The following is a 23740-nucleotide window of genomic DNA, read 5'->3' as shown; positions in this document are numbered from 1 at the left end:
GTCGCGTATGCCCCCGCTCGCGACCGACGACCGGCAGGTCCCCGGCCTGCGCCGCCGCCGACTCGGCGTGGTGCACCTGGTGTTTTTCACCGTCGCCGCGTCCGCCCCGCTCACGGTCCTCGCCGGTGGGGTCACCACCGCCTACGCGGTCAGCGGCAACCAGGCGGTCCCCCTCGCCTTCCTCGGCGTCGCCGCCGTCCTCGTGCTGTTCGCCGTCGGCTACGCCGCGATGAGCAGGCACGTCGCGAACGCCGGTGCGTTCTACGCCTACCTGGCCCGCGGGCTCGGTCGCCCGGCAGGTGTCGCCGGCTCGTTCGTGGCGCTGGTCGCCTACAACGCGATCCAGATCGCGTTGTACGGGCTGTTCGGCGCGGCGATGTCCGACTTCGTCGCCGAGACCGCCGGGCTGCGGCTGGCCTGGTGGAGCTGGGCGCTGTTCGCGATGGTCGCCGTGGGCTGGCTCGGCCTGCTCCGCGTCGACCTGAACGCCCGGGTCCTCGCGGTGCTGCTGATCGTCGAGGTGGCCGCGGTCGTGGCGTTCGACGTCGCCGGGTTCACCCGGCCCGCCGAGGGCGCCGTGACGCTCGACCCGCTGCTGCCGGAGACCCTGTTCGCCGGCGGGATCGGGGCGGTCGTGGCGTTCACCGTCGCGTCGTTCACCGGGTTCGAGTCCGGTGCGATCTACTCCGAGGAGGCGCGCGACCCGCGGCGGACGGTGGCCCGCGCGACGTTCGTCGCCGTCACCTTCACCGGCGTGTTCTACGCGCTGTCCGCCTGGGCGATGGTGGCCGCGACCGGCCCGTCGCAGCTGCAGGCGCGCGCCGGCGAGGAGGGGCCCGGCCTGGTGTTCGGGCCGCTGGCGGAGATGTTCGGGACCGTCGTCGCCGACGTCACCACGGTCCTGCTGCTCAGCAGCGTGTTCGCCGCCCTGCTCAGCTTCCACAACGGCGTGGCCCGCTACCTGTTCGCGCTCGGCCGCGAGCGGGTGCTCCCCTCCGCGCTCGCCACCGTCGGCGCGCGTTCCGGCGGCCCGGTCGCCGGCTCGCTGGCCCAGTCGGTGCTGGCGCTCGTCGTCGTACTCGGGTTCGTGCTCGCCGCGGCCGATCCGATGCTCTCGCTGTTCAGCTGGTTCTCCGGGCTGTCCGCGCTCGGCGTCGTGCTGCTGATGACCGGCACGTCGGTCGCCGTGGTCGGGTTCTTCCGCCGGAACCGGAAGGCGCCCGCGTCGGTGTGGGCCCGGCTGATCGCGCCGGTACTGGCCGCGGTGCTGCTCGCGGCGGTCCTGGTCGTGCTCGTCGGCAACTTCGATGCCCTGCTGGGCACCGACCCGTCGTCGCCGGCGCGGTGGGTGCTGCCGGGGATCGTCCTGATCGCCGCGCTCGGCGGGCTGGGGTGGGCGCTGTGGCTGCGCAGCGCCCGGCCCGACGTCTACGACGGCATCGGCGGCGGCGCACCGGCCCCCGACGGGGTGGCCCCCGAGGCCGGTGCGCCGACGGTCTACTGGCGCCGGGCCGGCGAGACCGGTCCCGCCGACTGGGCGGGTGCAGGCACCGCCGACTCCGGAAGCGGCTCCGCGCCGTGGGCGGGCGCCGGTACCGCCGACTCCGCGGGCGACGGCGCCGAGGAGGTGGGAACCGGCACCACCGGCTCCGCGGGCGACGCCGCCGAGCAGGCGGAGGGCGGTACCACCTCGGCTGCACCGCTCGAGGAACGTGAGACGACCGTCTTCACCATGCCGGAGCGGTCCACCGCCCGCGCGGAGGACGAGACCACCGAGTTCCGGCGGCCCGACCTGCGCGACTGAACGCCCCCGCGCCCGCCGGGGTCACCCGGTCGTGCGGTTCCGGCGTCCTCACGGGTGGACTCGTCCGTCCGGTCTGGAGCCGTGCACATCGGACGGCCGAGGATCGAGGGTCGGTCCGGTCGGTGAAGGGGGGCGCGGTGTCGACGAGCGGCGACCGCGATGGCGACCTCGGACGGGGTGCCGGAGAGCAGCGTTCAGGGCCTCCGTCCGGAGGTGATCCGTACGAGCCACCCGCCGGGGCCGCCGCGGACGGCACCGTCGCGGGACGGGACCAGGACACGGAGGCGAGCGTCGCGTCGGGGGCGTTCGCCACGGGTGGAGTCTCCGGGGGCTCACCGGAGCCGGTGGGTGCCGCGGCTGCCGGGACGACCGAGGTGGCGCCCCGTGGCCCGGGCGGTGCCCGGCACCGCCGTCCGTCCGGCGCTCCACCGCCGCGTCCCGCGCTGAATTCGCCGAGGTCCGGCCCAGCCACGACCGGCCCCGCCGCGGTCGCCCCGGCCCCGGGTGGCCCCGCCGCGGCCGCCCCGGCTACGGCCGGCCCCGCCGCGGTCGACCCCGCCAAGAACGGCCCGGCGTCCACATTGCACGCCGAGAAGGCCAGGCCGGCACCGGGCCGGTCGGCGTCGCGCATGGTCGCGCTCGGGGTCGCAGGTGCGGTGTTGGCTGCTGCGGGTGCCGCGGCCGCGGGTGTCGCCGCGGTTGCCGCGGTGCAGACCGACGGTGGGTGGCCCTCGCTCGGTGACCCGGCGGCCGTCACGGGCCTGCGCGGTGCCGATCCCGGGAGCGCGCCGTCGCCGGCCGGGGATCCGGCGTCGTCCGGAGCGGACGCGGTTCCGAGCGGCTCCCCTTCGGACGGTGGTCTGCAGTCCGCCCCGCCTGCTCCGGGCGGAGGTGGCTCCGTCGGGAACCCTGCCGGTTCGCCCGGTGGCGACGGTCCGGCCGCATCCGGCGGTGCGCGTGCGGGCGCCTCGTCGGCGCCGGGCGGCCCGGGCGATGGACACGGTGCAGGACCGGGGAGCGGGACACCTGCGGCCGGCCGACCCGAGGCCGGCGGGCACGGCGCCGGTGCTGGCGGGCCCGGGACGGCACCCGGGGGTGGCCCGGGTGGAAACGGCACTGGTCCTGGCCAGAACGGGGCGGCGCCTGGCGGGAATCCGCCTGCTGGCGGATCGGCGTCTGCCGCAACCGGGCCTGGGCCTGCCGGGGCCGGGCCTGCGCCCGGGGGACCCGGGGCGACCGGAGGGGAGCCTGGTGGCGGGGTTACCCCGGCCGGTCCCGGGGCGGCTCCCAGTTCTCCGGGGTCGGCTCCCGGCGGTCCCGGTCCGGTCCCCGGCGGACCCGGCGCGGCTCCCGGCGAACCCGGCGCGGCACCTGGCGGCAACGGGACGCCACCGGGTGGGGGTGGGGACGCGCCCGGTGGCGCCGGTACGGCGCCGGGCGGGAACGCGACACCGCCCGGTGGGAGCGGGACGGCCCCCGGATCCTCGCCGGACGGTCCCGCGCCTGCTGGATCCGCGCCCGCCGGCTCTGGGCCCGGAGGGACCGCGCCCGCCGGGCCTGCGCCCGGCGGTGCCGCACCGGGTGGGGCTGCGCCCGGTGGTGCCGCACCGGGCGGGGCTCCGCCAGGCGAAAGCACGGCAGCGCCCGGGACGTAGCCTCCGCCTACCGCGGACCGGACAGGCGGACGGGGGCCGCCGGTGGCGCTGCGCCCTCTTGAGAGCGCAGCGCAGGCCGGCAGTGCGCTCGCACCCGCCGCGAGCGGGTCGTCGGCGCGCTGACCTGCCGGTGCCGTGCAGCACACCATCCAGCCGGATCAGAACGGCGTGGGGTCGTCACGAGGACCACCGGGTGCGGTGTCGTCGGGTGGTGTGTCGTCCTGGGGCGGGGCGCGGTCGCGTCGGCGCAGGTCGAGGTCGTCCTGGTCGGTGTCGGCGTCCGGAGGTTCGCCGCCGGGGTCGTCGTCGGGCGGTAGCGGGGGAAATCGGCGGTGGCAGGATCGGTTCGGGGTCGACCGGGTAGGTCTTGCCGAGGGGGCTGGTCCAGACGAACCGGCCGGGTTCGGGCTGGTCGAGGTCCCAGCCACCTTCGGTTTTGAGCGTGTGGTCGTGGCGGCACAGCGGTCCGAGATCGTCGCGGGTGGTGGGGCCGCCGTGGGTGTGGTCGGTGGTGTGGTCCTGGTCGCAGCGTCGGGCCGGGGTCCGGCAGGTCGGGAAGGTGCAGCTGCGGTCGCGGACCTGGGTGTGGCGGCGTAGCGCCGCCCGGGGGAAGCGGGCGGTGGGGTGGGCGTCGAGGTCGGCGCCGGGTGCGGCCTGCTGCCGGTGGTGCGTGTAGCGGGCGGCGATGTCGGCGATCACCCGGGCCCACCGGGGGTGGGCCGCGCCGGCGGCCAGTTCGGTGAGCAGGGTCTCCGGGATGTGGATCTCGACGATGCCCCCGGCCGGGCCGTCGTCCTTGTGCTCGCGGTCGCCCTTGCGGTCGCGGTCTTTCTTGTGGATGCCGGTGGTGGGTCGGCGGCGGGTGAGGCCTTCGGCGAGTAGGTGGCCGTCGGTGTCGACGATGACCCAGCGCCATTGGGCGCGGTGTTGGCGGGCCACGATCCGGCGGGCGACCTCGGCGGGGATCGGTCCCCAGCCGGGGATCTCGCCGGGGCGTTGGTCGAGGCCGAGCAGGGTGCTCAGCGGGACTCGGACCTCGACGCCGACTCCGCGGCGTCGGCGGCGGTTCGGTCGGGCGGGATCACCGGTGCCCGAGCCGCGGGAGCCGGGATCGCTGGGGCCGCCGGAGTCAGGGCCGCCGGAGCCGGGGCTGCTGGAGTTGGAGTCGGCACCGTCGGAGCCGGGGGCACCGGAGTGAGCGGACGCGGATCCGGGTGCGGTGGGTGTGGGGCTGCTGTCGGTTGTCCTGTCCGGGGAAGCGGGGGTGTCGGGGGTGTCGGGGTGGCCGGCGAAGCGTTCCAGCAGTGCGTGCAGGATCTCGGCCCGGCTGAGGCCGTGCAGGGATCCGTCGAGCAGGCCCAGGACCAGGTCGGCGCGGACCTGGTCGAGGGTGCCGGGGTGGCCGTCGTGGCGGGCGGCGCGGGCCAGGGTGTCGAGTCGTTCCCAGGCGGCGGCGGCTTCGTCGGCGGGTAGTCCGGTGGCGGTCAGCACGGCGGTGCCGTCCTCGGCCAGGTAGGCCACGACCTGGCGTTCGCGGATCGCGCGGCGGTAGCGCTGCTCGAAGTAGGCCGGGTCGGCCTCCAGGATCAGGCGTTTGATCCGCTCGGCGATCTGGCCGGTGGTCAGCCGTGGTGCGTGTGGCAGGACCTCGGTGCAGACCCGTTCCCGCAGCGTGGCGGGGAGGCCGGCCAGGTGGGTGGCGAACACCGTCGCCTTGCCCCGGTCGATCCGGCCCTGGTCCAGGGCGGTCCAGACCTGGGGTAGGTCGTGGACCAGTGCGACGGCCAGGTCGGTTTCGGCCTCGGCGGCCCGCCGGGTCCAGGCCAGCGCGGCCCGGACCTCGTCGGCGGCGTACGGGTCGGGGGTCTCGGCGCGGTGGATTTGCCCGGGGCCGGCGAACGGGCGCCGGTGGACCACCTCGGTCAGCGCGGCCAGCATCCGGGCCTGCTCGTGGGCCAGCTGCCGGGACTGGGCGAGCAGGACGTCGACGATGTCGTCGTTGGGTACCCGGGCCAGGTCCAGCCCGGCGAGCGCGGCGGCCAGCCCGGGGCCGACGGGCAACCCCGCCAGACCCTCCGGAACCACCTGCTCAACGGCCATATCTAGAACATACAATCGACCACCGACACTTTCGGCTCGGTGGAGTCCACGGGGCGCAGGGCGCTGTGGAGACTGGCGACGAGGAAGCAGAGTCGCCTGGCCGGCGCGCCGCGCCGCTCGCCGGCATGCGCACTTGGCGCCGGGTTCGGTCGGACGGTAGCTCGGAGTCGTCACCCCGTGCAGCTGCTGACGGCGCCGCCGACCGGCCCCGGACCGCGCCTCGGCCCGACGCTCAGAACTGCAGTACCAGCTGTGCCACGGTGAAGTAGATGACCAGCCCCGTGGCGTCCACCAGGGTGGTCACCGCGGGAGCCGACACGACAGCCGGGTCGATGCCCAGGCGGCGCGCGACCAGCGGCATCGTCGCCCCGATGGTCGCCGCCCAGGCGCAGATGGCGACCAGCGAGACCCCGACGACGAGTGCGATCTCCGCGCCGACCAGCGCGGTCCCGATCACCAGCCCGGCCACCGCGAGCATCGTGCCCAGCGCAGCACCGACCCGGGCCTCGCGCCACATCACCGCGAGCACGTCCGACGGGCGCACCTCGCCGACCGCGAGTGCCCGGACGCTGGCGGTCGCGGCCTGCGACCCCGCGTTCCCGCCGGTGCCGATCAGCAGCGGGACGAACAGGGCGAGCGCCGTGACCCGGGCGAGCGTGTCCTCGAAGTACTGCAGGACGTTGACCGTGAGCGTGGCCGCGACCAGCAGCAGGAGCAGCCACACGATCCGCGACCGGGCCAGCGACAGCACGCCCGCCGTCATGTAGTGCCCGGCCCACGGGGCCGCACCGGCCTGGCGGGCGACGTCCTCGGACTCGGCCCGCTCCAGCTCGGATACGGCGTCGTCGATGGTGAGCAGCCCCAGCAGCCGCCGCTCACCGTCGACGACCGGCAGCGCGATCCGGTCCGAGTCGCCGAGCAGTCGCGCGGCCTCCTCGCCGTCGTCGGTGGCCCGCACCCACGGCGCGTCGGTGTCGACGAGCTCGTCGAGCGGGGTGTCCGGCGGGCTGAGCACGAGCTCGCGCAAGGTGACCACGCCCTCCACCCGCCGCCCCGGGCCGACGACCGGCAGCGTGTAGACGGTCTTGGCGCCGCGGCCGGCGCGGCGGACCCTGGCGAGCGCGTCGGTGACCGTGCCGCCGGCGTGCAGGCTCACGACCTCGGGTGTCATCAGCCGGCCCGCCGACCCGGCGGGGTAGCCGAGCAGCGCCGCCGTGGCGCGGCGGCGCTGCGGGTCCAGGCCGGCGAGCACCCGGTGCGCCACCGACGCCGGCATCTCGCCGAGCAGGTGGACACGGTCGTCGGGGTCGAGCCCCTCGACGAGCTCGGTGACGGTCTCCTCGCGCATGCCGTCCAGCACCCGCGCGGGTCAGCGGGGTCGCGCGTCGATCACGCTCCGCGGTCCCGCGGTCGGGACGACGGCCTCCACCCGGAACCCGGCGTCGTCCAGCAGCTCCGTGTACTCGGCGGCGGTGCGCTCGCGGCCGCCGGTCCCCACCAGCATATGCAGGTCGTAGAGGACCGGCCCGGGCTCGCCGGGGGCGTCGTCGGGCAGGACCTGCTCGAGCACCAGCACCCGGGCCTCCGGCGGGGTGGCGACCCGGACGTTGCGCAGCAGCGCACGGCACTCGTCGTCGGTCCAGTCGTGCAGGACGAACGACAGCAGGTACACGTCGGCGCCGCCCGGGACGGACTCGAAGAAGTCGCCCAGCATGACGTCGCACCGGTTCCCGACGCCGGCCGCGACCAGCTCGTCGTGCGCCCGCTGCGCCACGTGCGGCAGGTCGAGCAGGATCCCGCGGCACGCCGGCCGGGCCGCGAGCACGTGGCGCAGCAGCGCCCCGGTGCCGCCGCCCAGGTCGACGACCGTGCTGCCGTCGGGCACGTCGTAGGCGTCGACGAACGCGGCGCCGGCCTCGTCGACCAGCCCGCGCTGCGTGACGTCGTAGAGCGCGCCCAGCTCCGGCCGGTGCTCGAGGTGGGCGAAGATCGGGCGCCCGGTCACCCGCCGGCAGGCCTGTTCCCCGGTGCGGACCGACTCGGTGAGGTCGTCCCACAGCGGGCGCCACAACCGCGACGTGAGCAGGGCGCGGGCGTGCGCCCCGCCGGGCGCGTCCCGCTGCAGCGCGTCGCCCAGCTCGGTGCTCGCCCACCCGTCGGCTCCCCGGGTGACGAGGCCCAGCGCGGCGAGCGCGCGCAGCAGCCGGTCCATGGTCGGCGCGTGGGTGTCGGTCTCCGCGGCCATCTTCTCCGTGCCGGCGGGGCCGTGGGCCAAGACGTCGAGCACGCCGAGCTCGGCGGCGGCGCACAGCGTGTCGGTGATCCAGTGGGCCTGGACCATGCCGATCAGACGGGAAGCGGCGGTGTCCATCGGTTCTCCCTCGCGGCGCGCGGATCGGTCCGCGCCAGTGTCCCGGATCACGCCGCCGGGCCGCGCGTCACCGTGGCGTGTCGGCGAGCGCCCCGAGGTCCCGCAGGCGGGCGGAACAGTCGTCGACGATCCGCCGGGTGATGTCCCCGGCCGGTTCCAGCTCCGCGAACCCGCCGACGACCTGCCCGATGTAGTACGACTCGAGCGCCGTCGCCCCGGGGTGCCCGGACGCGGCGGCCGCGTCGATCCGGTCCCACGCCTCGCCGGTGAGCACCGGCTGCAGCGGCATCGGCAGCGGGGACGGGCTGCCCGAGCGCTCCCACTCGTCGTGCCAGGCGCTGCGCAGCTGGCGGGCCGGCTTCCCGGTCCGGGCCCGGGAGCGCACGGTGTCCGCGCTGCTCGCGGCCAGGAACTTGCGCTTCACCGGATCCGGCGTGATGTCCTCGTGGCTGGCCAGCCACACCGACCCGCACCAGACGCCGGACGCGCCGAGCGCGAGCGCCGCGGCCATCTGGCGCCCGGAGGCGATCCCGCCCGCGGCGAGCACGGGCGCGTCCCCGGCCAGGTCGACGATCTCCGGGGTGAGCACCATGGTGGCGATCGTTCCGGTGTGCCCGCCGGCCTCGGTGCCCTGCGCGACCAGCACGTCCACCCCGGCGTCGAGCTGCCTGCGGGCGTGTTCGGGCTTGCCGACCAGCGACGCGACCGCGACCCCGGCCGCCTTCGCCCGGGCGACCAGGGATTCCGGGGGCGGCCCGAGGGCGTTGGCGACCAGCGAGACCGGGTGGGCGAACACGACGTCGAGCAGCGCCTCGACCCCGGTCGGGTCGAAGTTGGCGAGCAGCCCGCCGTCGTGTGTGGACCCTGCGGGCGCGGGCGGGATCTCGTAGCGCTCCAGCAGCTCGTCGACGAAGCGGACGTGCTCGTCCGGGATCTGCGCGCGCAGGCTGGCCAGCAGGTCGGCCGGGTCGCCGAGCGCGACGTTGCCGGGCACGAGCAGGTCCACCCCGTACGGCCGCCCGCCGACCTGCTGCTCGACCCAGGTGAGCTGGGCGTCGAGCTGTTCCGGGGTGTACATCGTCGCGGCCAGCACGCCGAACCCGCCGGCCCGGGTGACCTCGGCGACCACGCCGGGCGAGCGGTTGAACCCGACCAGCGGGGCCTCGACGCCGAGCAGGTCGGTGAGGGCGGTACGCATCGGAGACTCCATACCTGAACGACGATCGTCAGTAATGGGCCGGACGATAGGGTGACGATCTCCGTTCGGCAAGGCCCGGGAGGTCCGATGCGCACGACGGCCGCCGGGCGGCCCCGGGATCCCGAGGTCGATCGCCGGATCGCCGACGCGGCGGTCGCGCTGTTCGGCCGCACCGGGTGGGCCGGGTTCAGCGTGGAGGGCGTCGCCCGGGCCGCCGGTGTCGGGAAGGCGTCGATCTACCTGCGCTGGGAGTCCAAGGAGCAGCTGCTCGGGGACGCGCTGGCCCGGCGCCTGGTGGACGTGGCCGACTTCGACAGCGGCACTCTGCGCGGCGACCTCGTGCGGCTGACCCGCCAGCTCCTGGACATCTACCGCGGGGAGAGCGGGCGTGCGGTGCTGCGGCTGATCGTCGAGTCCCCGGACATCCCGGGCCTGGAGGCGCGGTGGGAGTCGCTGCGCGAGTCCCAGGTGCTCGCCGCGCGGGCGATGGTCCGGCGCGGGATCGCCCGCGGCGAGATCCCGGAGGACGCCCCGGTCACGATGGTGCTGGACACGCTGTGCGGCGGGGTGCTCATGCACGTCTGGTCGGCGCCCGAACACCTGCGGGCCCGGATCGCCGCGGACGTCGAGGCCTACGCCGAGCAGCTCGTCGACTTCCTCATCGGGGCGGTCCACGGCTACCGTTGATACGGACGGATGCCGTACAGGAATGGGGATACATGATCGACCCGAGCACGCCGGTCCTGGTCGGGGTCGGGCAGGCCTCCGAACGGATCGACGACCCCGGCTACCGCGCGCTGTCCGCCGTCGAGCTGGGCGCCGAGGCGGCCCGCGAGGCGTTGCGCGACAGCGGGGCCGGTGCCGCGGCGGCCCGCGCGGTCGACGTCGTGGCCGCGGTGCGCCAGTTCGAGGTGTCCACCCCGTTCTCGCACGCCCCGCTCGGGCGCTCGGACAACTACCCGCGCTCGGTCGCGGCCCGGATCGGCGCCGACCCGGCGCACGCGATCCTCGAGGTGACCGGTGGCCAGTCCCCGCAGCACCTGGTCACCGAGCTGGCAGGCCGGATCGCCGCCGGCGAGTGGGAGGTGGCGCTGCTGGTCGGCGGCGAGGCCATCTCCACCGCCCGGCACCTGTCCGGGCGCGACGACGCGCCCGACCACGCCGAGTCCGTCGGCGGCCGGCTGGAGGACCGCGGCTACGGCCTGGCCGGCGTCGCGACCCGGGCCGAGCTCGCGCACGGGCTGACCACGCCCGCGCACCGCTACGCCCTGATGGAGAACGCCCGCCGGGCCCGGCTCGGCCGCACCGGCGCGGAGTACGCGGCGGAGATGGGCGCCCTGTTCGCGCCGTTCAGCGAGGTCGCGGCGGGGAACCCGCACGCGGCGGCGCCGCTCGCGCGCACCGCGGCCGAGCTCGCCACCCCCGACGACCGCAACCGCCCGATCGCCGACCCCTACACCCGCTACCTCGTCGCCCGCGACCAGGTGAACCAGGGTGCGGCGGTGCTGATGTGCTCGGTGGCGGCGGCGCGGCGGCTCGGCGTCGCCGACGACCGCTGGGTGTTCCTGCACGGCGCCTGTGACCTGCGCGAACGCGACCTCCTCGACCGGCCCGACCTGTCCGCGACGCCCGCGTCGGCGGCCGCGGTCCGCACCGCGCTGGACCGGGCCGGGATCGGGCTCGACGACCTGTCCACCCTGGACCTGTACAGCTGCTTCCCGATCGCGGTGTGGGGCCCGTGCGACGCGCTCGGCCTCGACCCCGCCGACCCGCGCGGCCTGACGCTCACCGGCGGCCTGCCGTTCTTCGGCGGCCCCGGCAACGACTACTCGACGCACGCGATCGCCGAGACCGTGCAGCGCTGCCGCGCAGCCCCCGGGACGTTCGGCCTGGTCGGGGCGAACGGCGGGATCGCCAGCAAGTACTCGGCCGGGGTCTACTCGACGACGCCGGTCCCGTGGCGGGCGCACGACGACGCCACCCGCCAGGCCGAGCTGGACGCCGTCCCGGCGGTGCCGCGGGCGGAGCACCCGGACGGCCCGGCGACGGTGGAGAGCTGGACGGTCATTCACGGGACAGACGGGCGCACCGGCGTCGTCGTCGGCCGGCTGGACGCCGACGGGCGCCGGTTCCTGGCCCGCGTCCCGGACGGCGACCCCGAGACCATGGACCTGCTCGCCGGCGACCCCGCCGGCGCCCCGGTGTACGTGCGCTCGTCCGGCCGCGGGAACCGGGTCACCACCAGCCGGGAGCGGATGGACTCGCTGTGCCCGCGCCGGCCCGCGGGGTTCCGGGCCGGCGGCTACGAGCACGTCCGGGTGCACCGCGACGGGCACGTCCTCGAGGTGACGATCGACCGTCCGGACGCCCGCAACGCCCTGCACCCGCCGGCCAACGACGAGCTCGACGAGGTGTTCGACGCCTACTTCGCCGACGACGACCTGTGGGTCGCGATCCTCACCGGCGCGGGCGACGCCGCGTTCTCCGCCGGCAACGACCTGCGCTGGACCGCGTCCGGAAAGCCCATGTGGGTGCCGACGAACGGGTTCGCGGGGCTGACCGCGCGACCGCGCATGCACAAGCCGGTGATCGCCGCCGTGAACGGCTACGCCCTCGGCGGCGGCTGCGAGATCGCGATGGCCTGCCACCTCGCCGTCGCCGACGAGTCCGCGTCGTTCGGGCTGACCGAGGTCCGGGTCGGGCTGGTGGCCGGTGCCGGGGGCACGGCCCGGCTGCCGCGGATCGTCGGCAGGCGGCTGGCCACGGAGATGATCCTCACCGGGCGCCGGCTGAGCGCCGCGGAGGCCCTCGAGGCCGGGCTGGTCAACCGGGTGGCCGGCGCCGGCAAGGCCCTCGAAGAGGCCAGGGCGCTGGCCGGGGAGATCCTGGAGGGCTCGCCGACCTCGGTGCGCCTGTCGCTGCGGATGATGGACGAGGCCGACGCGATCCCCGGCACCGCGGACGCGGCGGCGCACCCCTCGGGCGCGCTCGACGAGCTGATGCTCGCGGCGGACACGATCGAGGGCGTCACCGCGTTCGCCGAGAAGCGGGCCCCGGTCTGGCGCGGGTACTGAGCAACGGGGTCAGAAGCCGGGGTGGTCGCGCAGGTTGACCTGGTCACAGGCCCGCGCGAACGCGTCGACCTCCTCCGGGGTGGGCGGCTCCGGGCGGGCGGCGAACTCGGCGAGCCCGCGGAAGTAGCGTTCCCGCGGTGCGCCCGGGACGAACAGGATGAGGAACCGGGCGCCCGCCTCCGGCCCGGTGCGGAACGCGTGCACGCCGTGCGGCGGCACGTGCACCAGGTCACCCGGGCCGGCCTCCGCCCAGCCGGCACCGCTCATGATCCGCAGGCGGCCGTCGATCACGTAGAAGCTCTCGGTGAACCCGGTGTGGTAGTGCGGCAGTGCGCCGGGGGAGTCCGGCGGGATCGAGGACTCGAACAGGCCGAACCCGCCGCCGACGGCGTCGCCGGGCGCGGCGAACCGCGTCCAGGACCCGGTCCGGGAGGTGACGGCCCGCTCGGTGTCGCCGGCCGGGCGCCACACCGCGGACGGTTCGGGGAAGCTCATGCCCACCGACGGTAGCGGCTCGGCGACCGGCCGTCGTGATGCGACGGTCGGTCGGCACGGACGGCCAGGTCGGGGGCACGCCGAGGGCGTCCGGCCGCGCCGGTATCGTCGGGCACCGGCGTCCGCCACGGAACCCGGTGAGAGGAACGAGGTGAGGTCCGTGCGCGTCCTCTCCTCGCTGCTGCTCCTGCTGCTGGCCCTGCTGGTCTGCGCCGGGCCCGCCGCGGCGGCGTCCGCGCACCACGAGTCCTCGCTCGGTGCGGTGGAGTGCCCCTACCAGCCGCCGACGACGCTGCACCCCTGTGACTCCGAGCAGGTCCCGCGCCGTGGCGACGACCCGCCCGGGCCCGCGGGCCCGCCGACGACACCGGTCGCCGTCCTCACGGCGGGGGCCGCCGGCACCGCTGCGCCGCCGTCACCGCAACGAGCGCCGTGCACACCGTCGCCGGTCGAGGAACTCTGCGTGGACCGGAACTGATCGGGACCCCGCCCCACGACCGTCCCGTACCCGTGATCCCGGCACCGTGCCGGGCCCTGCGTGGAGGAAACCTCCCGATGACCCGCAACGTCAAGATCTCCCTGCTCGTCGTCGGCGCGTTCGCGCTGGTGGTGGCAGGCCTGCTGTTCGCCACCCGGCCGGCCGAGCCGCCGTCCGGCGCCGGTGGCACCGCGTCCGCCGACGCGCTCGCCCCGGCCGACGCGCCACGGCTGAACGACGCCCCCGGGGCGTCGGTGACCCTCGTCGAGTTCCTCGACTTCCAGTGCCCCGGCTGCGGGCAGCTGCAGCCGATCATGGGCCAGATCGCCCAGCAGTACGGCGACCGCGTCCAGTTCGTGATCCGCGACTTCCCGCTCCCGATGCACCGCAACGCCGAGCCGGCCGCCGTCGCCGCCGAGGCCGCGCACCAGCAGGGCCGGTTCGTCCCCATGTACGAGCGGCTGTTCGGGGCCCAGCACGAGTGGGCCGAGCAGGCCGACCCGGCGCCCCTGTTCCGGGGCTACGCTGAACAGCTCGGCCTCGACATGGCCGCCTACGACGCGGCGGTCGCCGACCCGGCGACCCTGGAGAGGGTGCGCGCCGACCGGGCGGCCGGCGAGGCCGCCGGGGTGCAGGGCACCCCGACGATCTTCGTGAACGGCGAGCAGGTGGAGGTGAGCTCGGTGAAGGACATCACCGACGCCCTGGACGCGGCGGTGAACCGGTGACCGCCGCCCCGACCGAGGAGATCGCCCGCGTGACCGACGAGCCGGCGCCGGCCGGCGGCGTCCCCGGCCCGCTGCCCCGGTTCCTGCCGTGGCTGCTGACGCTCGGGGGCGCGGTCGGCCTGGTGGCCGCGTTCACGCTGACCATCGAGCGGCTCCAGCTGTTGCAGGACCCGAACTACACGCCGTCGTGCAGCATCAACCCGGTGCTGTCCTGCGGGTCGGTGATGACCACCGAGCAGGCCGCGTTCTTCGGGTTCCCGAACCCGCTGCTCGGGATCGGTGCGTTCGCCGTCGTCGTGACGACCGGGGTGGCGCTGCTGGCCGCGGCCCGCTTCCCGCTCTGGTGGTGGGCCGGGCTGACCGCGGGCGCGGCGCTGGGCACGGTGTTCGTGCACTACCTGATCGTCCAGAGCCTGTACCGGATCGGGGCCCTCTGCCCGTACTGCATGGTCGTGTGGGCGGTCACGATCCCGATCTTCTGGTACTCCGCGCTCGCGACGCTCGACCGCAGCGGAGCGGCCCGCGGGCTCTACGAGGGGCTGCGCCGCTACCACGCGGTGCCGGTGGTGCTGTGGTTCGTCGTGATCATCGGGTTGGCGCTGCAGCGGTTCTGGACCTACTGGTCGAGCCTGCTCTGACCTCCGGCCCCGGTCAGTCCGTCCGGTAGTCCTCGTCGTCCTGGGCGGCGTCGCGGTGCTGGTCCGCGACGTCGGCCGGGTCGGCCTCCGCCCCGGACTGCGGACGGGAGTCCTCCTCCGGCTCGGTGCCGACCTCGCGCTGCTGCTCGAGGGCGTCGGCCGGATCGGTCTCGGAGATCGGGGTGTCGGGGCGCATGCTGACTCCTTCCGTCGGGTCCGGCGCGAACCTACCCGCCCGGGCCGGTGCCCAACCGCTCCCGGTCAGGCCCGGCCGACCGGACGCAGGTCGGGGACGACCGGGGCGGATCCCGGCGGGCCGATCTCCGCCCACGTCGTCTTGCCGGCCGGGTGCCGGCGCACCCCCCACCTCCGGGACACCGAGGCGACGATCTGCAGGCCGCGGCCGCGGCGGGCCGCCGGGTCGTGCGGCTGCTCGCGCACCGGCACCGGCGAGCCGTCCCGCACGGTGACGCGAACCGCCCCGTCCTGCACCCGGGCGGTGAGCCGCATCGGGGTGCGGGCGTGGTCGACGCCGTTCTCGACCAGCTCGTGCAGCACCAGGACCGCGTCGTGGACGACCGGCTCGGGCACCAGCGGATCCAGGAACCGGCTCAGCTCACGGCGGGCGGCCCGGCACGCGGAGGGCACGGCCGGGACCCGGAGCGTCCACGCGTGACGGCTCATTCTCCGACCTCCCCTGTCGTGGCGGAAGCGGGTTACCCGCGGCGTTCGCGGTGCACACGTCTGTGCGGGGACGCCCGGAGCCGGTACCGTCACGGCCCCGACGCGTAGAGCCACCTGCGCGTGCCCGCACCCGCGTGCACGACGAGGAGGCCGCGTTGCGCATCGCCATCGTCCGTACCCCCGGCGCGCCCGCCGGCTGCGGTGCCGCACTCACCGCGAGCGCGCTGGCCGCCGCCGGCCACCGGGTCCGGATCGTCACCGACGCCCCCGGCGCCCCGGAGCTCGTGGCCCCGCCGGACGGGCCGGGCACGCTGCGGATCGACGACCCGGCCGGAGACATGGCCGCCGCGTGGGCCGACGAGCCGCCCGAGGTGGTGCACGCGATCGGCCCGGTCGCGGGTTGCGCGGCCGCGGCCACCGGGCTCCCGCTCGTCGTCGCCTGTCCGGTGGACGACACCGGGATGCCCGCCGGTGCACCAGCGCCCGGTGCCGCCCGGGTCCTGGCGTCCAGCGAGGACCAGCACGCCGTGCTGCTGCGCGCCGGGGTGCCGCGAGCCCGCCTGCGCCTCGTCCCGGCCGGCGTCGACACCGGCACCTTCACCCCGGACGGGCCCGCGCTCGCCCGGCGCACGCACCCGCGGCTCGTCACGGTCGGGTCGCTGGCGACCGGCGCGGGGGCCGACGCCGCGATCCGGGCACTCGCGCGGATCCCGGCGGCCGAGCTGCTGGTCGGCGGCGGGGCCGCCGGCGACGACCCGGACCGGGCACGGCTGTTCGCGATCGCCCGGGAGGCGGGTGTGGCCGGCCGGGTGCGGTTCCTCGGCCCGGTCGGCCACGCGGCACTGCCGAGGCTGCTGCGGTCGGCGGACGTCGTCGTCACCGCGCCGGAGCACGACATCCCCGCCGGGCCGGTGCTGCAGGCCATGGCGTGCGCCCGGCCGGTCGTCGCGACCGCCGTCGGCGGGCTGCGGGACGCCGTCGTCGACCGGGTGACGGGGGGCCACGTGCGCCCGGGGCACCCGGACGAGCTGGCGGCGGCCGTGCGGGAGATCCTCACCGACGAGGCCCTGCGGATCGGCTACGGCGTGGCCGGCCGGGACCGCGCGGTGTCCCGGTTCGACGTCGCCCGCATCGCCGAGGCACTGACCAGGATCTACGCGGAGGTGACCGGCACCGCGGACGGCGAGCCGGGGGACCGGGAGCCGGTCGGCGCCGCCGGCTGAGGTCCCGGCGGCGCGCGGAACCGGGTCGCCCACCGGGCCGGACGGTGTGACGATCGGGTGTCCGCCGCCCGTGAGGAGGAGCCACCCATGACCACGCTCGCCGAGGAGCCGACCGGTACCGCCGTCCCGTCCCCGGCCGCCGCGTCCGCCGGGAAGCACCTGTGGACGCACTTCGACCGGATGCACGGCCGGGACGGCGCGCGCCCCGTCCCCGTGATCACCAAGGGGGAGGGGATGCACCTGTGGGACGACCGGGGCAGGCGGATCCTCGACGGGCTGGCCGGGCTGTTCGTCGTCCAGGCCGGGCACGGCCGCCGCGAGCTCGCCGAGGCGGTGGCGAAGCAGGCGAGCGAGCTGGCGTACTTCCCGGTGTGGGGCTACACGACCCCGCCGGCCGCCGAGCTGGCCGAGCGGCTCGCACACCTCGCCCCGGGCGAGCTGAACCGGGTGTTCTTCACCTCCGGCGGCGGTGAGGCCGTCGAGAGCGCCTGGAAGGTCGCCAAGCAGTACTTCAAGCTGCGCGGCAAGCCGGCCAAGCACAAGGTCGTCAGCCGGATGACGGCGTACCACGGCACCCCGCACGGGGCCATGGCGATCACCGGGCTGCCGGCCATGAAGAAGGACTTCGAACCGCTGGCCCCCGGCGGGTTCCGGGTGCCGAACACCAACCTCTACCGCCACCCCGAGTTCGACGGCGACGCCGAGGCGCTCGGCCGCTGGGCCGCGGACCGGGTCGAGGAGGCGATCCTCTTCGAGGGCGCCGACACCGTCGCCGCGGTCGTCCTGGAGCCCGTGCAGAACTCCGGCGGCTGCCTGACCGCGCCGCCGTCGTACTTCGCCCGGGTCCGGGAGATCTGCGACCGCCACGACGTGCTGCTCGTCTCGGACGAGGTGATCAACGCGTTCGGCCGGCACGGCCACCCGTTCGCCTGCGCGAAGTTCAGCTTCACGCCGGACATCATCACCTGCGCCAAGGGCATGACCTCCGGCTACGGCCCGCTCGGCGCGATGATCGCCTCGGAGAAGGTGGTCGAGCCGTTCCTGGCGCCGGGCGTCACTTTCCCGCACGGCTACACCTGGGGCGGGCACCCGGTCTCGGCCGCGGTGGCGCTGGCGAACCTCGACCTGATGGAGCGCGAGGACCTCTACGGCCGGGTGCTCGCGAACGCCGGCGCCTTCGAGGCGACCCTGCGGAAGCTGCTGGACCTGCCGATCGTCGGCGACGTCCGCGGTGACGGCTACTTCTGGGCGATCGAGCTGGTCCGCGACCCCGGCACCCGCGAGACGTTCGACGCGGCCGAGCGGGAGCGGCTGGTCAAGCAGTTCCTGCCCGGGGCGCTGCTGGACAACGGGCTGTACTGCCGGCCGGACGACCGCGGCGACGTCGTCGTGCAGCTGGCGCCGCCATTGATCGCCGGTCAGGCCGAGTTCGACGAGATGGAACGGATCCTGCGGCACACCTTCACCGAGGCCGCGACGATGCTCGGCCGCGGCTGACGTACCTGTGGTTGTTCCCCAACCCGCCGGTAACTACGTTGTCACGGGCAGGCGTCGCGCCGCGACGGGCAGTCCGGACGGGGGTTCCATGACGACCGACGAGCTGATCGGGACCTCGGAGGTCGTGGTGGTCCAGGCCCGGTCCCACACCGAGCGCGGGATCCTGCGCCGCTGGGCCGAGGACCACCACCCGGGGGCCGCGGTGGTCCTGATCAGCGATCGGTCCGAGGCACCGGCCACCCTGGGCGCGGTGCTGCGGGGCGAGGACACCCTGATCGTGCCCGCCCGCGTCACCTGGGTCACCCCGGAGGCCGACCAGTCCGGTGCGGTCCGAAAGCTGCGCGGCCTCGCCACCACCGCCGTCATGCGGATGGCCTGGTCGCCGCTGCACCCGACGATGGCCCGGCACCGGCCGGACGCCGCCCGGGTCGTCGTCGGCGAGCCGGCGACCGTCGGCGAGCTGGAGACCCGGTTCGCCGCCCAGGAGAACGTGCGTCCCCACTCCGACGGCTTCGCCCGGTTCGTCGCCCGGCAGGCCGTGCTCGCCTGCGACCGCGCCGAGCGCCGGATCCTCGGTGACCGCTACAAGGTGCCGCGCCGGATGGTCGAGCAGATCACCTCCTCGGCCCGGTTCCCGGCGCTGGTGGGCCGCCTCGCCGGGCGGACCGGCCGGCCCGCGGCCGAGATCGAGGAGCGGCTCACCTCCTGCCTGCACGAGATGGCCGCGGTGCAGAGCCCCCCGATGATCGACGTCTTCCGCGCGATGATGGGGCCGATGCACGCCAAGGCCTGGGACGTCCAGGTCGACGAGTCCGGCCTCGAACGGCTGCGCGAGCTCAACAAGGAGCACGCGCTGGTGTTCCTGCCCAGCCACCGGTCGTACGCCGACCCGCTGGTGCTCGCCGAGGTCCTGCACGACCGCAACTTCCCGCGCAACCACGTGCTCGGCGGCAACAACCTGTCGTTCTGGCCGATGGGCGCGCTCGGGCGGCGGGCCGGCGTCGTGTTCATCCGGCGCAGCTTCGGCGGCGACACCGTCTACAAGGCCGCCATCCAGGAGTACCTCGGGCACCTGCTCGCCAAGCGGTTCAACCTGGAGTGGTACATCGAGGGCGGCCGCAGCCGGACCGGGAAGCTCCGGCCACCGCGGATCGGGCTGCTCCGCTACCTGGTCGCCGCGCTGGAGGACCGGCCGGGGCTGGACGCGATCCTCGTGCCCGTCTCGATCGCCTACGACCAGCTGCACGAGGTCGGCGCGATGGCCGCCGAGCAGCGGGGCGACCCGAAGAAGGCCGAGGGGCTCGCCTGGCTCTACCGCTACTTCCGGGAGCAGAGCCGGCACATCGGCGCCGCCCGGGTCCGGATCGCCGAGCCGTTCTCGCTGCGCGCCGCGCTCGACGAGGCGGGGGAGGGGCCCGCGCAGCTGGAGAAGGTCGCGTTCCGGGTGTGCACAGGGATCAACGCGGTCACCCCGGCGACCGCGACGTCGCTGGCCACGTTCGCGCTGCTCTCGGCCCGGGACCGGGCGCTGACCCTGCAGCAGGTCCGCGACGTCGTCGCCCCGCTGGCCGACTACCTGGAGGCACGCGGCGTCCCGGTCCCGATCGCGGAGCTGCGGACCCGGCACGGACTGCGGATGACGCTGGACCGGCTGGCCGAGGCCGGGGTCGTGACGATCTACGAGGGCGGCACCGAGCCGGTCTTCTCGATCAGCTCGGGCCGCCACCACGTGGCCGCGTTCTACCGCAACGGCACGCTGCACCACCTGCTCACCCGGGCGCTGCTGGAGGTGGCGCTGCTGCGGGTGGGCGACGCCGGCGACGGCGACGACCTGGTCGACCTCGCCTGGCGGGAGCTCGCCCGGCTGCGGGACCTGCTCAAGTTCGAGTTCTTCTTCCCGACCCGCCGCGGGTTCCGCGACGAGATCCTGCACGAGCTCGACCTCCTCGACCCGGACTGGCGGCAGCGCGCCGGGGCACCCGCGGACGTCCGCGCGGCGCTGCGCCGGGCACCGCTGCTCGTCGCGCCCGGGGTGCTCCGGTCGTTCCTGGACGCCCAGCTCGTCGTCGCCGACCGGCTCGTGGCCCTCGGTGACGCCCCGCTGCCCGAGGAGAAGGAGTTCCTCGACGACTGCCTGGGCGTCGGGCGCCAGATGCTGATGCAGCGCCGCCTGGACCGGCCGGACTCGGTGTCCCGCGAGCTGTACGCGACCGCGCTGCGGCAGGCGGAGAACCGGGGGATCCGTACCGCCGGCCCGGTGACCGCGGGACCGCCGCTCGCGGAGGCACGGCGTGCCTGGCTGGACGAGGTGACCGCGGTGATCGACGATCTCGGGCGGTTGGGCGACCTGGAGCGGGCCCGCCTCGAGGTGGTCCTGGGGACCGGCGACGACGTCCCACCGGCCCCACCGGCCGGGGCGAGGCAGCGGGCGGAGGGGGACAGCGGTGTCGCGAGCTGAGACGGCCCGGGCCGAGCGGTTGCGCGCGGTCCGGGAGGCCCCGCCGGGGCCCGGCACGATCGCGTACTTCGACTACGACGGCACCGTGATCGACGGCTACTCGGCGGGTGCCTTCTACCGGAAGCGGCTGCGCGAGTTCGACGTCGGCCCGCTGGAGATGGTGCGCACCGTGCTGTCCGGGATGCGCGGCATCCGCACCGACGACGACTTCAAGGAGTTCCTCGCGATCACCCTCGCCACCTGGACGGGGCGCAGCGAGCAGGAGCTGCACGAGCTGGGCCGGACTCTGTTCCGCGAGGAGATCGCCGGCGCCCTGCACCCCGAGGTGTGGGAGCTCGTCGCCGCGCACATCGAGCAGGGCCACCAGGTCGTCATGGCGTCGTCGGCGACCCGGTTCCAGGTGCAGCCGATGGCCGACGAGCTCGGCGCCGACCGGGTGCTGTGCACCGAGCTGGAGGTCGAGGACGGCGTGCTGACCGGCCGCGTCGCCGGGGTCTCGCTGTGGGGGGCGGGCAAGGCGGACGCCGTCCGCGCGGACGCCGCGGCCCAGGGCGTCGACCTCGGCGACTGCTTCGGCTACGCCAACGGCACCGAGGACGCCGAGTTCCTCTCCGCCGTGGGCCACCCGGTCGCGGTCTCGCCGACCGACTCGCTGCGCGCGCTCGCGGCCGAGCAGGGCTGGCCGGTCCTGGACTGCGCGCCGCGCGGCGGGTTGCTCCCGGACGTCACCGACGTCGCCCGCACCGCGGCGTTCTACGGCGGCATGGTCGGCGGGGTGGCCGCCGCGGCCGGCGCCGGGCTGCTGCGCGGGTCGCGCCGCACGTTCGTCGACCTGGCCGCCGGGGTCGGTGCCGACCTCGGCTTCGGGCTGGCCGGGATCGACGTCGAGGTCACCGGGGCCGAGCACCTCGTGTCGTCCCGGCCGTGCGTGTTCGTGTTCAACCACCAGTCCAAGCTGGACGTGCCGATCCTGATGAAGCTGCTCCGGGAGAGCTTCACCGGCGTCGCGAAGAAGGAGGCGGCCCAGATCCCGGTGTGGGGCCAGCTGTTCTCGATCGCCGACGTCGCGTTCATCGACCGCGGCAACACCCGGCAGGCCCGGGAGGCGCTGCAGCCGGCCGTCGACAAGCTCCGCGACGAGGGCATCTCGCTGGCGATCGCCCCGGAGGGCACCCGGTCGCCGACGCCGCGGCTCGGGCCGTTCAAGAAGGGCGCCTTCCACATCGCGATGCAGGCCGCGGTGCCGGTCGTCCCGGTCGTCATCCGCAACGCCGGCGAGATCATGTGGCGGGGCGCGCAGACCCTGCGCGGCGGCACCGTCCAGGTGGCGGTGCTCCCGCCGATCGACACCGCGCACTGGGTGCCCGAGGACGCCGGCAAGTACGCCGACGAGGTCCGCGGGCTGTTCCTCGACACCCTGACGCACTGGCCGGAGCGCGAGAAGGGCCCGCCCGGTGAGTGACACCCCCATGGCCTGGGGCCGCGTCCGCGAGATGGCGCCGTTCGAGGTCATGATGTGGCGGGCCGAGGCCGGTGACGCCCGCTTCCGCTCGCCGGTGCTCGCCGTCGAGATCCTCGACACCACCCCGGACCGGGACCGGCTCGCCGCCGCCGTCGACTGGGCGACCCGCATGGTGCCGCGGTTCCGGGAACGGGTGCGGGAGCCGCTGGCCGGCGTCGGCACGCCGTACTGGATCCACGACCTCGAGTTCGACCTGCACTACCACCTCCGCCGGGTGCGGCTGCCCGGCTCCGGCCCCGGGTTCTGGGACGAGCTCGGGCCGATCGCCGAGCAGTTCATGATGACGCCGTTCGACCGGACGCGGCCGCCGTGGGAGGCGATGCTCGTCGAGGGCCTGCCCGGCGGCCGGGCCGCGTTCCTGATCAAGCTCCATCACGTGCTCACCGACGGGCTCGGCGTCGTCCAGCTGCTGTCCCAGCTGCACAGCCGCCGGCGCGAGCACGACGACACCAAGCCGCAGCCGCCCGCTCCCGCGACCGTGGCGCCGGACCCGCTCGACGAGGTCGACCGGCTGGTCCGCCGGGAGGTCGGGGTCGTGCCGGCCACGGTCCGCGCCGCCCGGGACGTGCTCGGCGCGCTCGGCCACCCGCTGTCCGCGGTCCGCGACACCGCCCACTACCTCAACTCGGCGGCGCGGGTGCTGTCGCCGCCGGCCGGGGGCGCGTCGGAGCTGCTGCGCCCGCGCGGCAGCTCCTGGCGGTTCGCCGCGCTCGACGTCGCGTTCGCCGACCTGCGCGCGGCCGGGAAGGCGGCCGGCGGGACGTTCAACGACGCCTACCTGGCCGCGCTGCTCGGCGGGTTCCGCACCTACCACGAGCGGATGGGCCACCCGGTCGCGGCGGACACCACGCTGCGGACGTCGGTGCCGGTGTCGGTGCGCCGCCCCGAGGACGCCGCGGGCGGCAACCGGTGGGCGCCCGCCCGGCTCCGCGCCCCGATGGGGATCGCCGACCCGGCCGAGCGGATCCGCGCGGTCGGCGCGCAGATGCGGGCCGCCCGGGAAGAGCCCGCGCTGCAGAGCACCGACGTCGTCGCCCCGCTGCTCGCCCGGCTGCCCGGGCCGCTGCTGGCCCTGGTCGCCGGCGGGACGACCGGCGGGACGGACCTGCAGGCGTCGAACGTGCCGGGGCTGCGGTCCGAGGCGTTCCTGTGCGGTGCCCGCATCGAGCGCGTGTACCCGTTCGCGCCGCTGCCCGGCTGCGCGGCGATGATCTCGGTGGTCACGCACGGCGACACCTGCTGCGTCGGCGCGAACCTCGACGCGGCCGCGATCACCGACCGGGAGCTGTTCGCCGGGTGCCTCGCCGCCGGGTTCGCCGAGGTCCTCGCGTTGCACCCGGGCGCGGCCGAGCCCGTCGTCGCCGGATGACCCCGGTGCCGTCGCTCTCGCCCCGGCTCGCCGCGATCGTCGCGGCGCTCCCGCTCCGGCCGGACCTGCGGGTGCTCGAGATCGGCTGCGGGCCGGGAGCGGCGGCCCGCGCGGTCGCCGACCGGCTGACCACCGGACAGATCCTGGCCGTCGACCGGTCCGCCGCGGCGATCGCGGCGCTGCGGGCCGGGTCGCCGGAGCACCTCGCGTCCGGCCGGCTACGTGCCCGCCAGGTGGCGATCGAGGACTTCACCCTGGCCGACGACGAGGAGCCGTTCGACCTGGTCTTCGCGGTCCGGGTCGGTGCGCTCGACGGCCGCCACCCCCGGGCCGGGGCCGTGGCACTCGAGCGCATCGCGGCCGCCACCCGGCCGCACGCGCGCCTGTTCGTCGACGGCGGGGACCCGCTGCGCGAGCTGCCGCTGCACCGTCCCGGCTGACCGCGT

At 75.7% G+C, this 23740-nt stretch carries 18 protein-coding genes and 1 pseudogene; 12 read left to right on the top strand and 7 right to left on the bottom strand.

The window, feature by feature from the left end:
• The first annotated feature begins 7 nt into the window (after positions 1-7).
• Positions 8-1804, top strand: coding sequence for an amino acid permease (locus H7X46_RS18425; RefSeq protein ID WP_255426166.1), 1797 nt, complete (start codon positions 8-10; stop codon positions 1802-1804).
• Between the two features lie 1832 nt (positions 1805-3636).
• Here H7X46_RS18425 and H7X46_RS18420 read toward each other — a convergent pair.
• From H7X46_RS18420 to H7X46_RS18405, 4 genes and pseudogenes are all read right to left on the bottom strand, one after another.
• On the bottom strand, positions 3637-5559 hold the full coding sequence (locus H7X46_RS18420; protein WP_186360585.1) for an HNH endonuclease signature motif containing protein: 1923 nt from the start codon (positions 5557-5559) through the stop codon (positions 3637-3639).
• A gap of 232 nt (positions 5560-5791) precedes the next feature.
• A pseudogene (mgtE, locus tag H7X46_RS18415) lies at positions 5792-6922 on the bottom strand (magnesium transporter); the annotation flags it as partial.
• 6 nt (positions 6923-6928) lie between these two features.
• Complete coding sequence (locus H7X46_RS18410) at positions 6929-7930, bottom strand: methyltransferase (RefSeq protein WP_186360583.1); 1002 nt, start codon at positions 7928-7930, stop codon at positions 6929-6931.
• Between the two features lie 67 nt (positions 7931-7997).
• The gene (locus tag H7X46_RS18405) at positions 7998-9128 is read right to left on the bottom strand and encodes a nitronate monooxygenase (protein ID WP_186360582.1); all 1131 of its coding nucleotides are present in this window, start codon (positions 9126-9128) and stop codon (positions 7998-8000) included.
• An 87-nt stretch (positions 9129-9215) separates the two neighbouring features.
• Here H7X46_RS18405 and H7X46_RS18400 point away from each other — a divergent pair, with 87 nt between their 5' ends.
• Positions 9216-9815 (top strand): TetR/AcrR family transcriptional regulator, encoded by a 600-nt coding sequence (locus tag H7X46_RS18400; RefSeq protein WP_186360581.1) that lies wholly within the window; start codon positions 9216-9218, stop codon positions 9813-9815.
• Positions 9816-9847: 32 nt separating this feature from the next.
• Complete coding sequence (locus tag H7X46_RS18395; RefSeq protein ID WP_186360580.1) at positions 9848-12202, top strand: acetyl-CoA acetyltransferase; 2355 nt, start codon at positions 9848-9850, stop codon at positions 12200-12202.
• 9 nt (positions 12203-12211) lie between these two features.
• On the opposite strand, the gene H7X46_RS18390 is transcribed toward H7X46_RS18395, so the two are convergent.
• Positions 12212-12697 (bottom strand): cupin domain-containing protein, encoded by a 486-nt coding sequence (locus H7X46_RS18390; protein ID WP_186360579.1) that lies wholly within the window; start codon positions 12695-12697, stop codon positions 12212-12214.
• A 160-nt stretch (positions 12698-12857) separates the two neighbouring features.
• Between H7X46_RS18390 and H7X46_RS18385 the strand changes: the two genes are divergently transcribed.
• The 3 genes from H7X46_RS18385 to H7X46_RS18375 all read left to right on the top strand — a co-directional run bounded on the left by H7X46_RS18385 (position 12858) and on the right by H7X46_RS18375 (position 14541).
• Positions 12858-13175 (top strand): hypothetical protein, encoded by a 318-nt coding sequence (locus tag H7X46_RS18385; RefSeq protein ID WP_186360578.1) that lies wholly within the window; start codon positions 12858-12860, stop codon positions 13173-13175.
• Positions 13176-13252: 77 nt separating this feature from the next.
• Entirely contained in the window at positions 13253-13903 is a 651-nt protein-coding gene (locus H7X46_RS18380) for a thioredoxin domain-containing protein (protein ID WP_186360577.1), read from the top strand.
• Positions 13900-14541, top strand: coding sequence for a vitamin K epoxide reductase family protein (locus tag H7X46_RS18375; protein ID WP_370588840.1), 642 nt, complete (start codon positions 13900-13902; stop codon positions 14539-14541). Before H7X46_RS18380 ends, H7X46_RS18375 begins: the two co-directional genes overlap by 4 nt.
• A gap of 13 nt (positions 14542-14554) precedes the next feature.
• On the opposite strand, the gene H7X46_RS18370 is transcribed toward H7X46_RS18375, so the two are convergent.
• Entirely contained in the window at positions 14555-14737 is a 183-nt protein-coding gene (locus H7X46_RS18370) for a hypothetical protein (RefSeq protein ID WP_186360576.1), read from the bottom strand.
• 65 nt (positions 14738-14802) lie between these two features.
• Entirely contained in the window at positions 14803-15225 is a 423-nt protein-coding gene (locus H7X46_RS18365; protein WP_186360575.1) for an ATP-binding protein, read from the bottom strand.
• 155 nt (positions 15226-15380) lie between these two features.
• Between H7X46_RS18365 and H7X46_RS18360 the strand changes: the two genes are divergently transcribed.
• From H7X46_RS18360 to H7X46_RS18335, 6 genes are all read left to right on the top strand, one after another.
• Positions 15381-16448, top strand: a complete 1068-nt coding sequence (locus tag H7X46_RS18360; RefSeq protein ID WP_186360574.1) for a glycosyltransferase — start codon at positions 15381-15383, stop codon at positions 16446-16448.
• 87 nt (positions 16449-16535) lie between these two features.
• On the top strand, positions 16536-17945 hold the full coding sequence (locus tag H7X46_RS18355; protein ID WP_186360573.1) for an aspartate aminotransferase family protein: 1410 nt from the start codon (positions 16536-16538) through the stop codon (positions 17943-17945).
• Between the two features lie 88 nt (positions 17946-18033).
• Positions 18034-20403, top strand: a complete 2370-nt coding sequence (locus H7X46_RS18350) for a glycerol-3-phosphate 1-O-acyltransferase (RefSeq protein ID WP_186360572.1) — start codon at positions 18034-18036, stop codon at positions 20401-20403.
• Positions 20390-21865 (top strand): HAD-IB family hydrolase, encoded by a 1476-nt coding sequence (locus H7X46_RS18345; protein ID WP_186360571.1) that lies wholly within the window; start codon positions 20390-20392, stop codon positions 21863-21865. The genes H7X46_RS18350 and H7X46_RS18345 overlap by 14 nt, the downstream gene beginning before the upstream one ends.
• Positions 21858-23294 (top strand): wax ester/triacylglycerol synthase domain-containing protein, encoded by a 1437-nt coding sequence (locus tag H7X46_RS18340; RefSeq protein WP_186360570.1) that lies wholly within the window; start codon positions 21858-21860, stop codon positions 23292-23294. The genes H7X46_RS18345 and H7X46_RS18340 overlap by 8 nt, the downstream gene beginning before the upstream one ends.
• Positions 23291-23734, top strand: coding sequence for a cyclopropane-fatty-acyl-phospholipid synthase family protein (locus H7X46_RS18335; RefSeq protein WP_186360569.1), 444 nt, complete (start codon positions 23291-23293; stop codon positions 23732-23734). The genes H7X46_RS18340 and H7X46_RS18335 overlap by 4 nt, the downstream gene beginning before the upstream one ends.
• The last annotated feature ends 6 nt before the right edge of the window (positions 23735-23740 follow it).

The organism is Pseudonocardia sp. C8 (genome assembly GCF_014267175.1).
Taxonomy (GTDB): domain Bacteria; phylum Actinomycetota; class Actinomycetes; order Mycobacteriales; family Pseudonocardiaceae; genus Pseudonocardia.
The sequence above is the reverse complement of the archived record's forward strand: the minus strand, read 5'-3'. Positions and strand labels throughout refer to the sequence as shown.

What these genes read in the sequence shown, in the direction of transcription:
- H7X46_RS18390 (WP_186360579.1), bottom strand. Translation starts at nt 12,697, where the DNA reads ATGAGCTTCCCCGAACCGTCCGCGGTGTGGCGCCCGGCCGGCGACACC.
- H7X46_RS18350 (WP_186360572.1), top strand. Translation starts at nt 18,034, where the DNA reads ATGACGACCGACGAGCTGATCGGGACCTCGGAGGTCGTGGTGGTCCAG.
- H7X46_RS18365 (WP_186360575.1), bottom strand. Translation starts at nt 15,225, where the DNA reads ATGAGCCGTCACGCGTGGACGCTCCGGGTCCCGGCCGTGCCCTCCGCG.
- H7X46_RS18370 (WP_186360576.1), bottom strand. Translation starts at nt 14,737, where the DNA reads ATGCGCCCCGACACCCCGATCTCCGAGACCGATCCGGCCGACGCCCTC.
- H7X46_RS18410 (WP_186360583.1), bottom strand. Translation starts at nt 7,930, where the DNA reads ATGGACACCGCCGCTTCCCGTCTGATCGGCATGGTCCAGGCCCACTGG.
- H7X46_RS18400 (WP_186360581.1), top strand. Translation starts at nt 9,216, where the DNA reads ATGCGCACGACGGCCGCCGGGCGGCCCCGGGATCCCGAGGTCGATCGC.
- H7X46_RS18355 (WP_186360573.1), top strand. Translation starts at nt 16,536, where the DNA reads ATGACCACGCTCGCCGAGGAGCCGACCGGTACCGCCGTCCCGTCCCCG.
- H7X46_RS18395 (WP_186360580.1), top strand. Translation starts at nt 9,848, where the DNA reads ATGATCGACCCGAGCACGCCGGTCCTGGTCGGGGTCGGGCAGGCCTCC.
- H7X46_RS18425 (WP_255426166.1), top strand. Translation starts at nt 8, where the DNA reads ATGCCCCCGCTCGCGACCGACGACCGGCAGGTCCCCGGCCTGCGCCGC.
- H7X46_RS18405 (WP_186360582.1), bottom strand. Translation starts at nt 9,128, where the DNA reads ATGCGTACCGCCCTCACCGACCTGCTCGGCGTCGAGGCCCCGCTGGTC.
- H7X46_RS18420 (WP_186360585.1), bottom strand. Translation starts at nt 5,559, where the DNA reads ATGGCCGTTGAGCAGGTGGTTCCGGAGGGTCTGGCGGGGTTGCCCGTC.
- H7X46_RS18335 (WP_186360569.1), top strand. Translation starts at nt 23,291, where the DNA reads ATGACCCCGGTGCCGTCGCTCTCGCCCCGGCTCGCCGCGATCGTCGCG.
- H7X46_RS18380 (WP_186360577.1), top strand. Translation starts at nt 13,253, where the DNA reads ATGACCCGCAACGTCAAGATCTCCCTGCTCGTCGTCGGCGCGTTCGCG.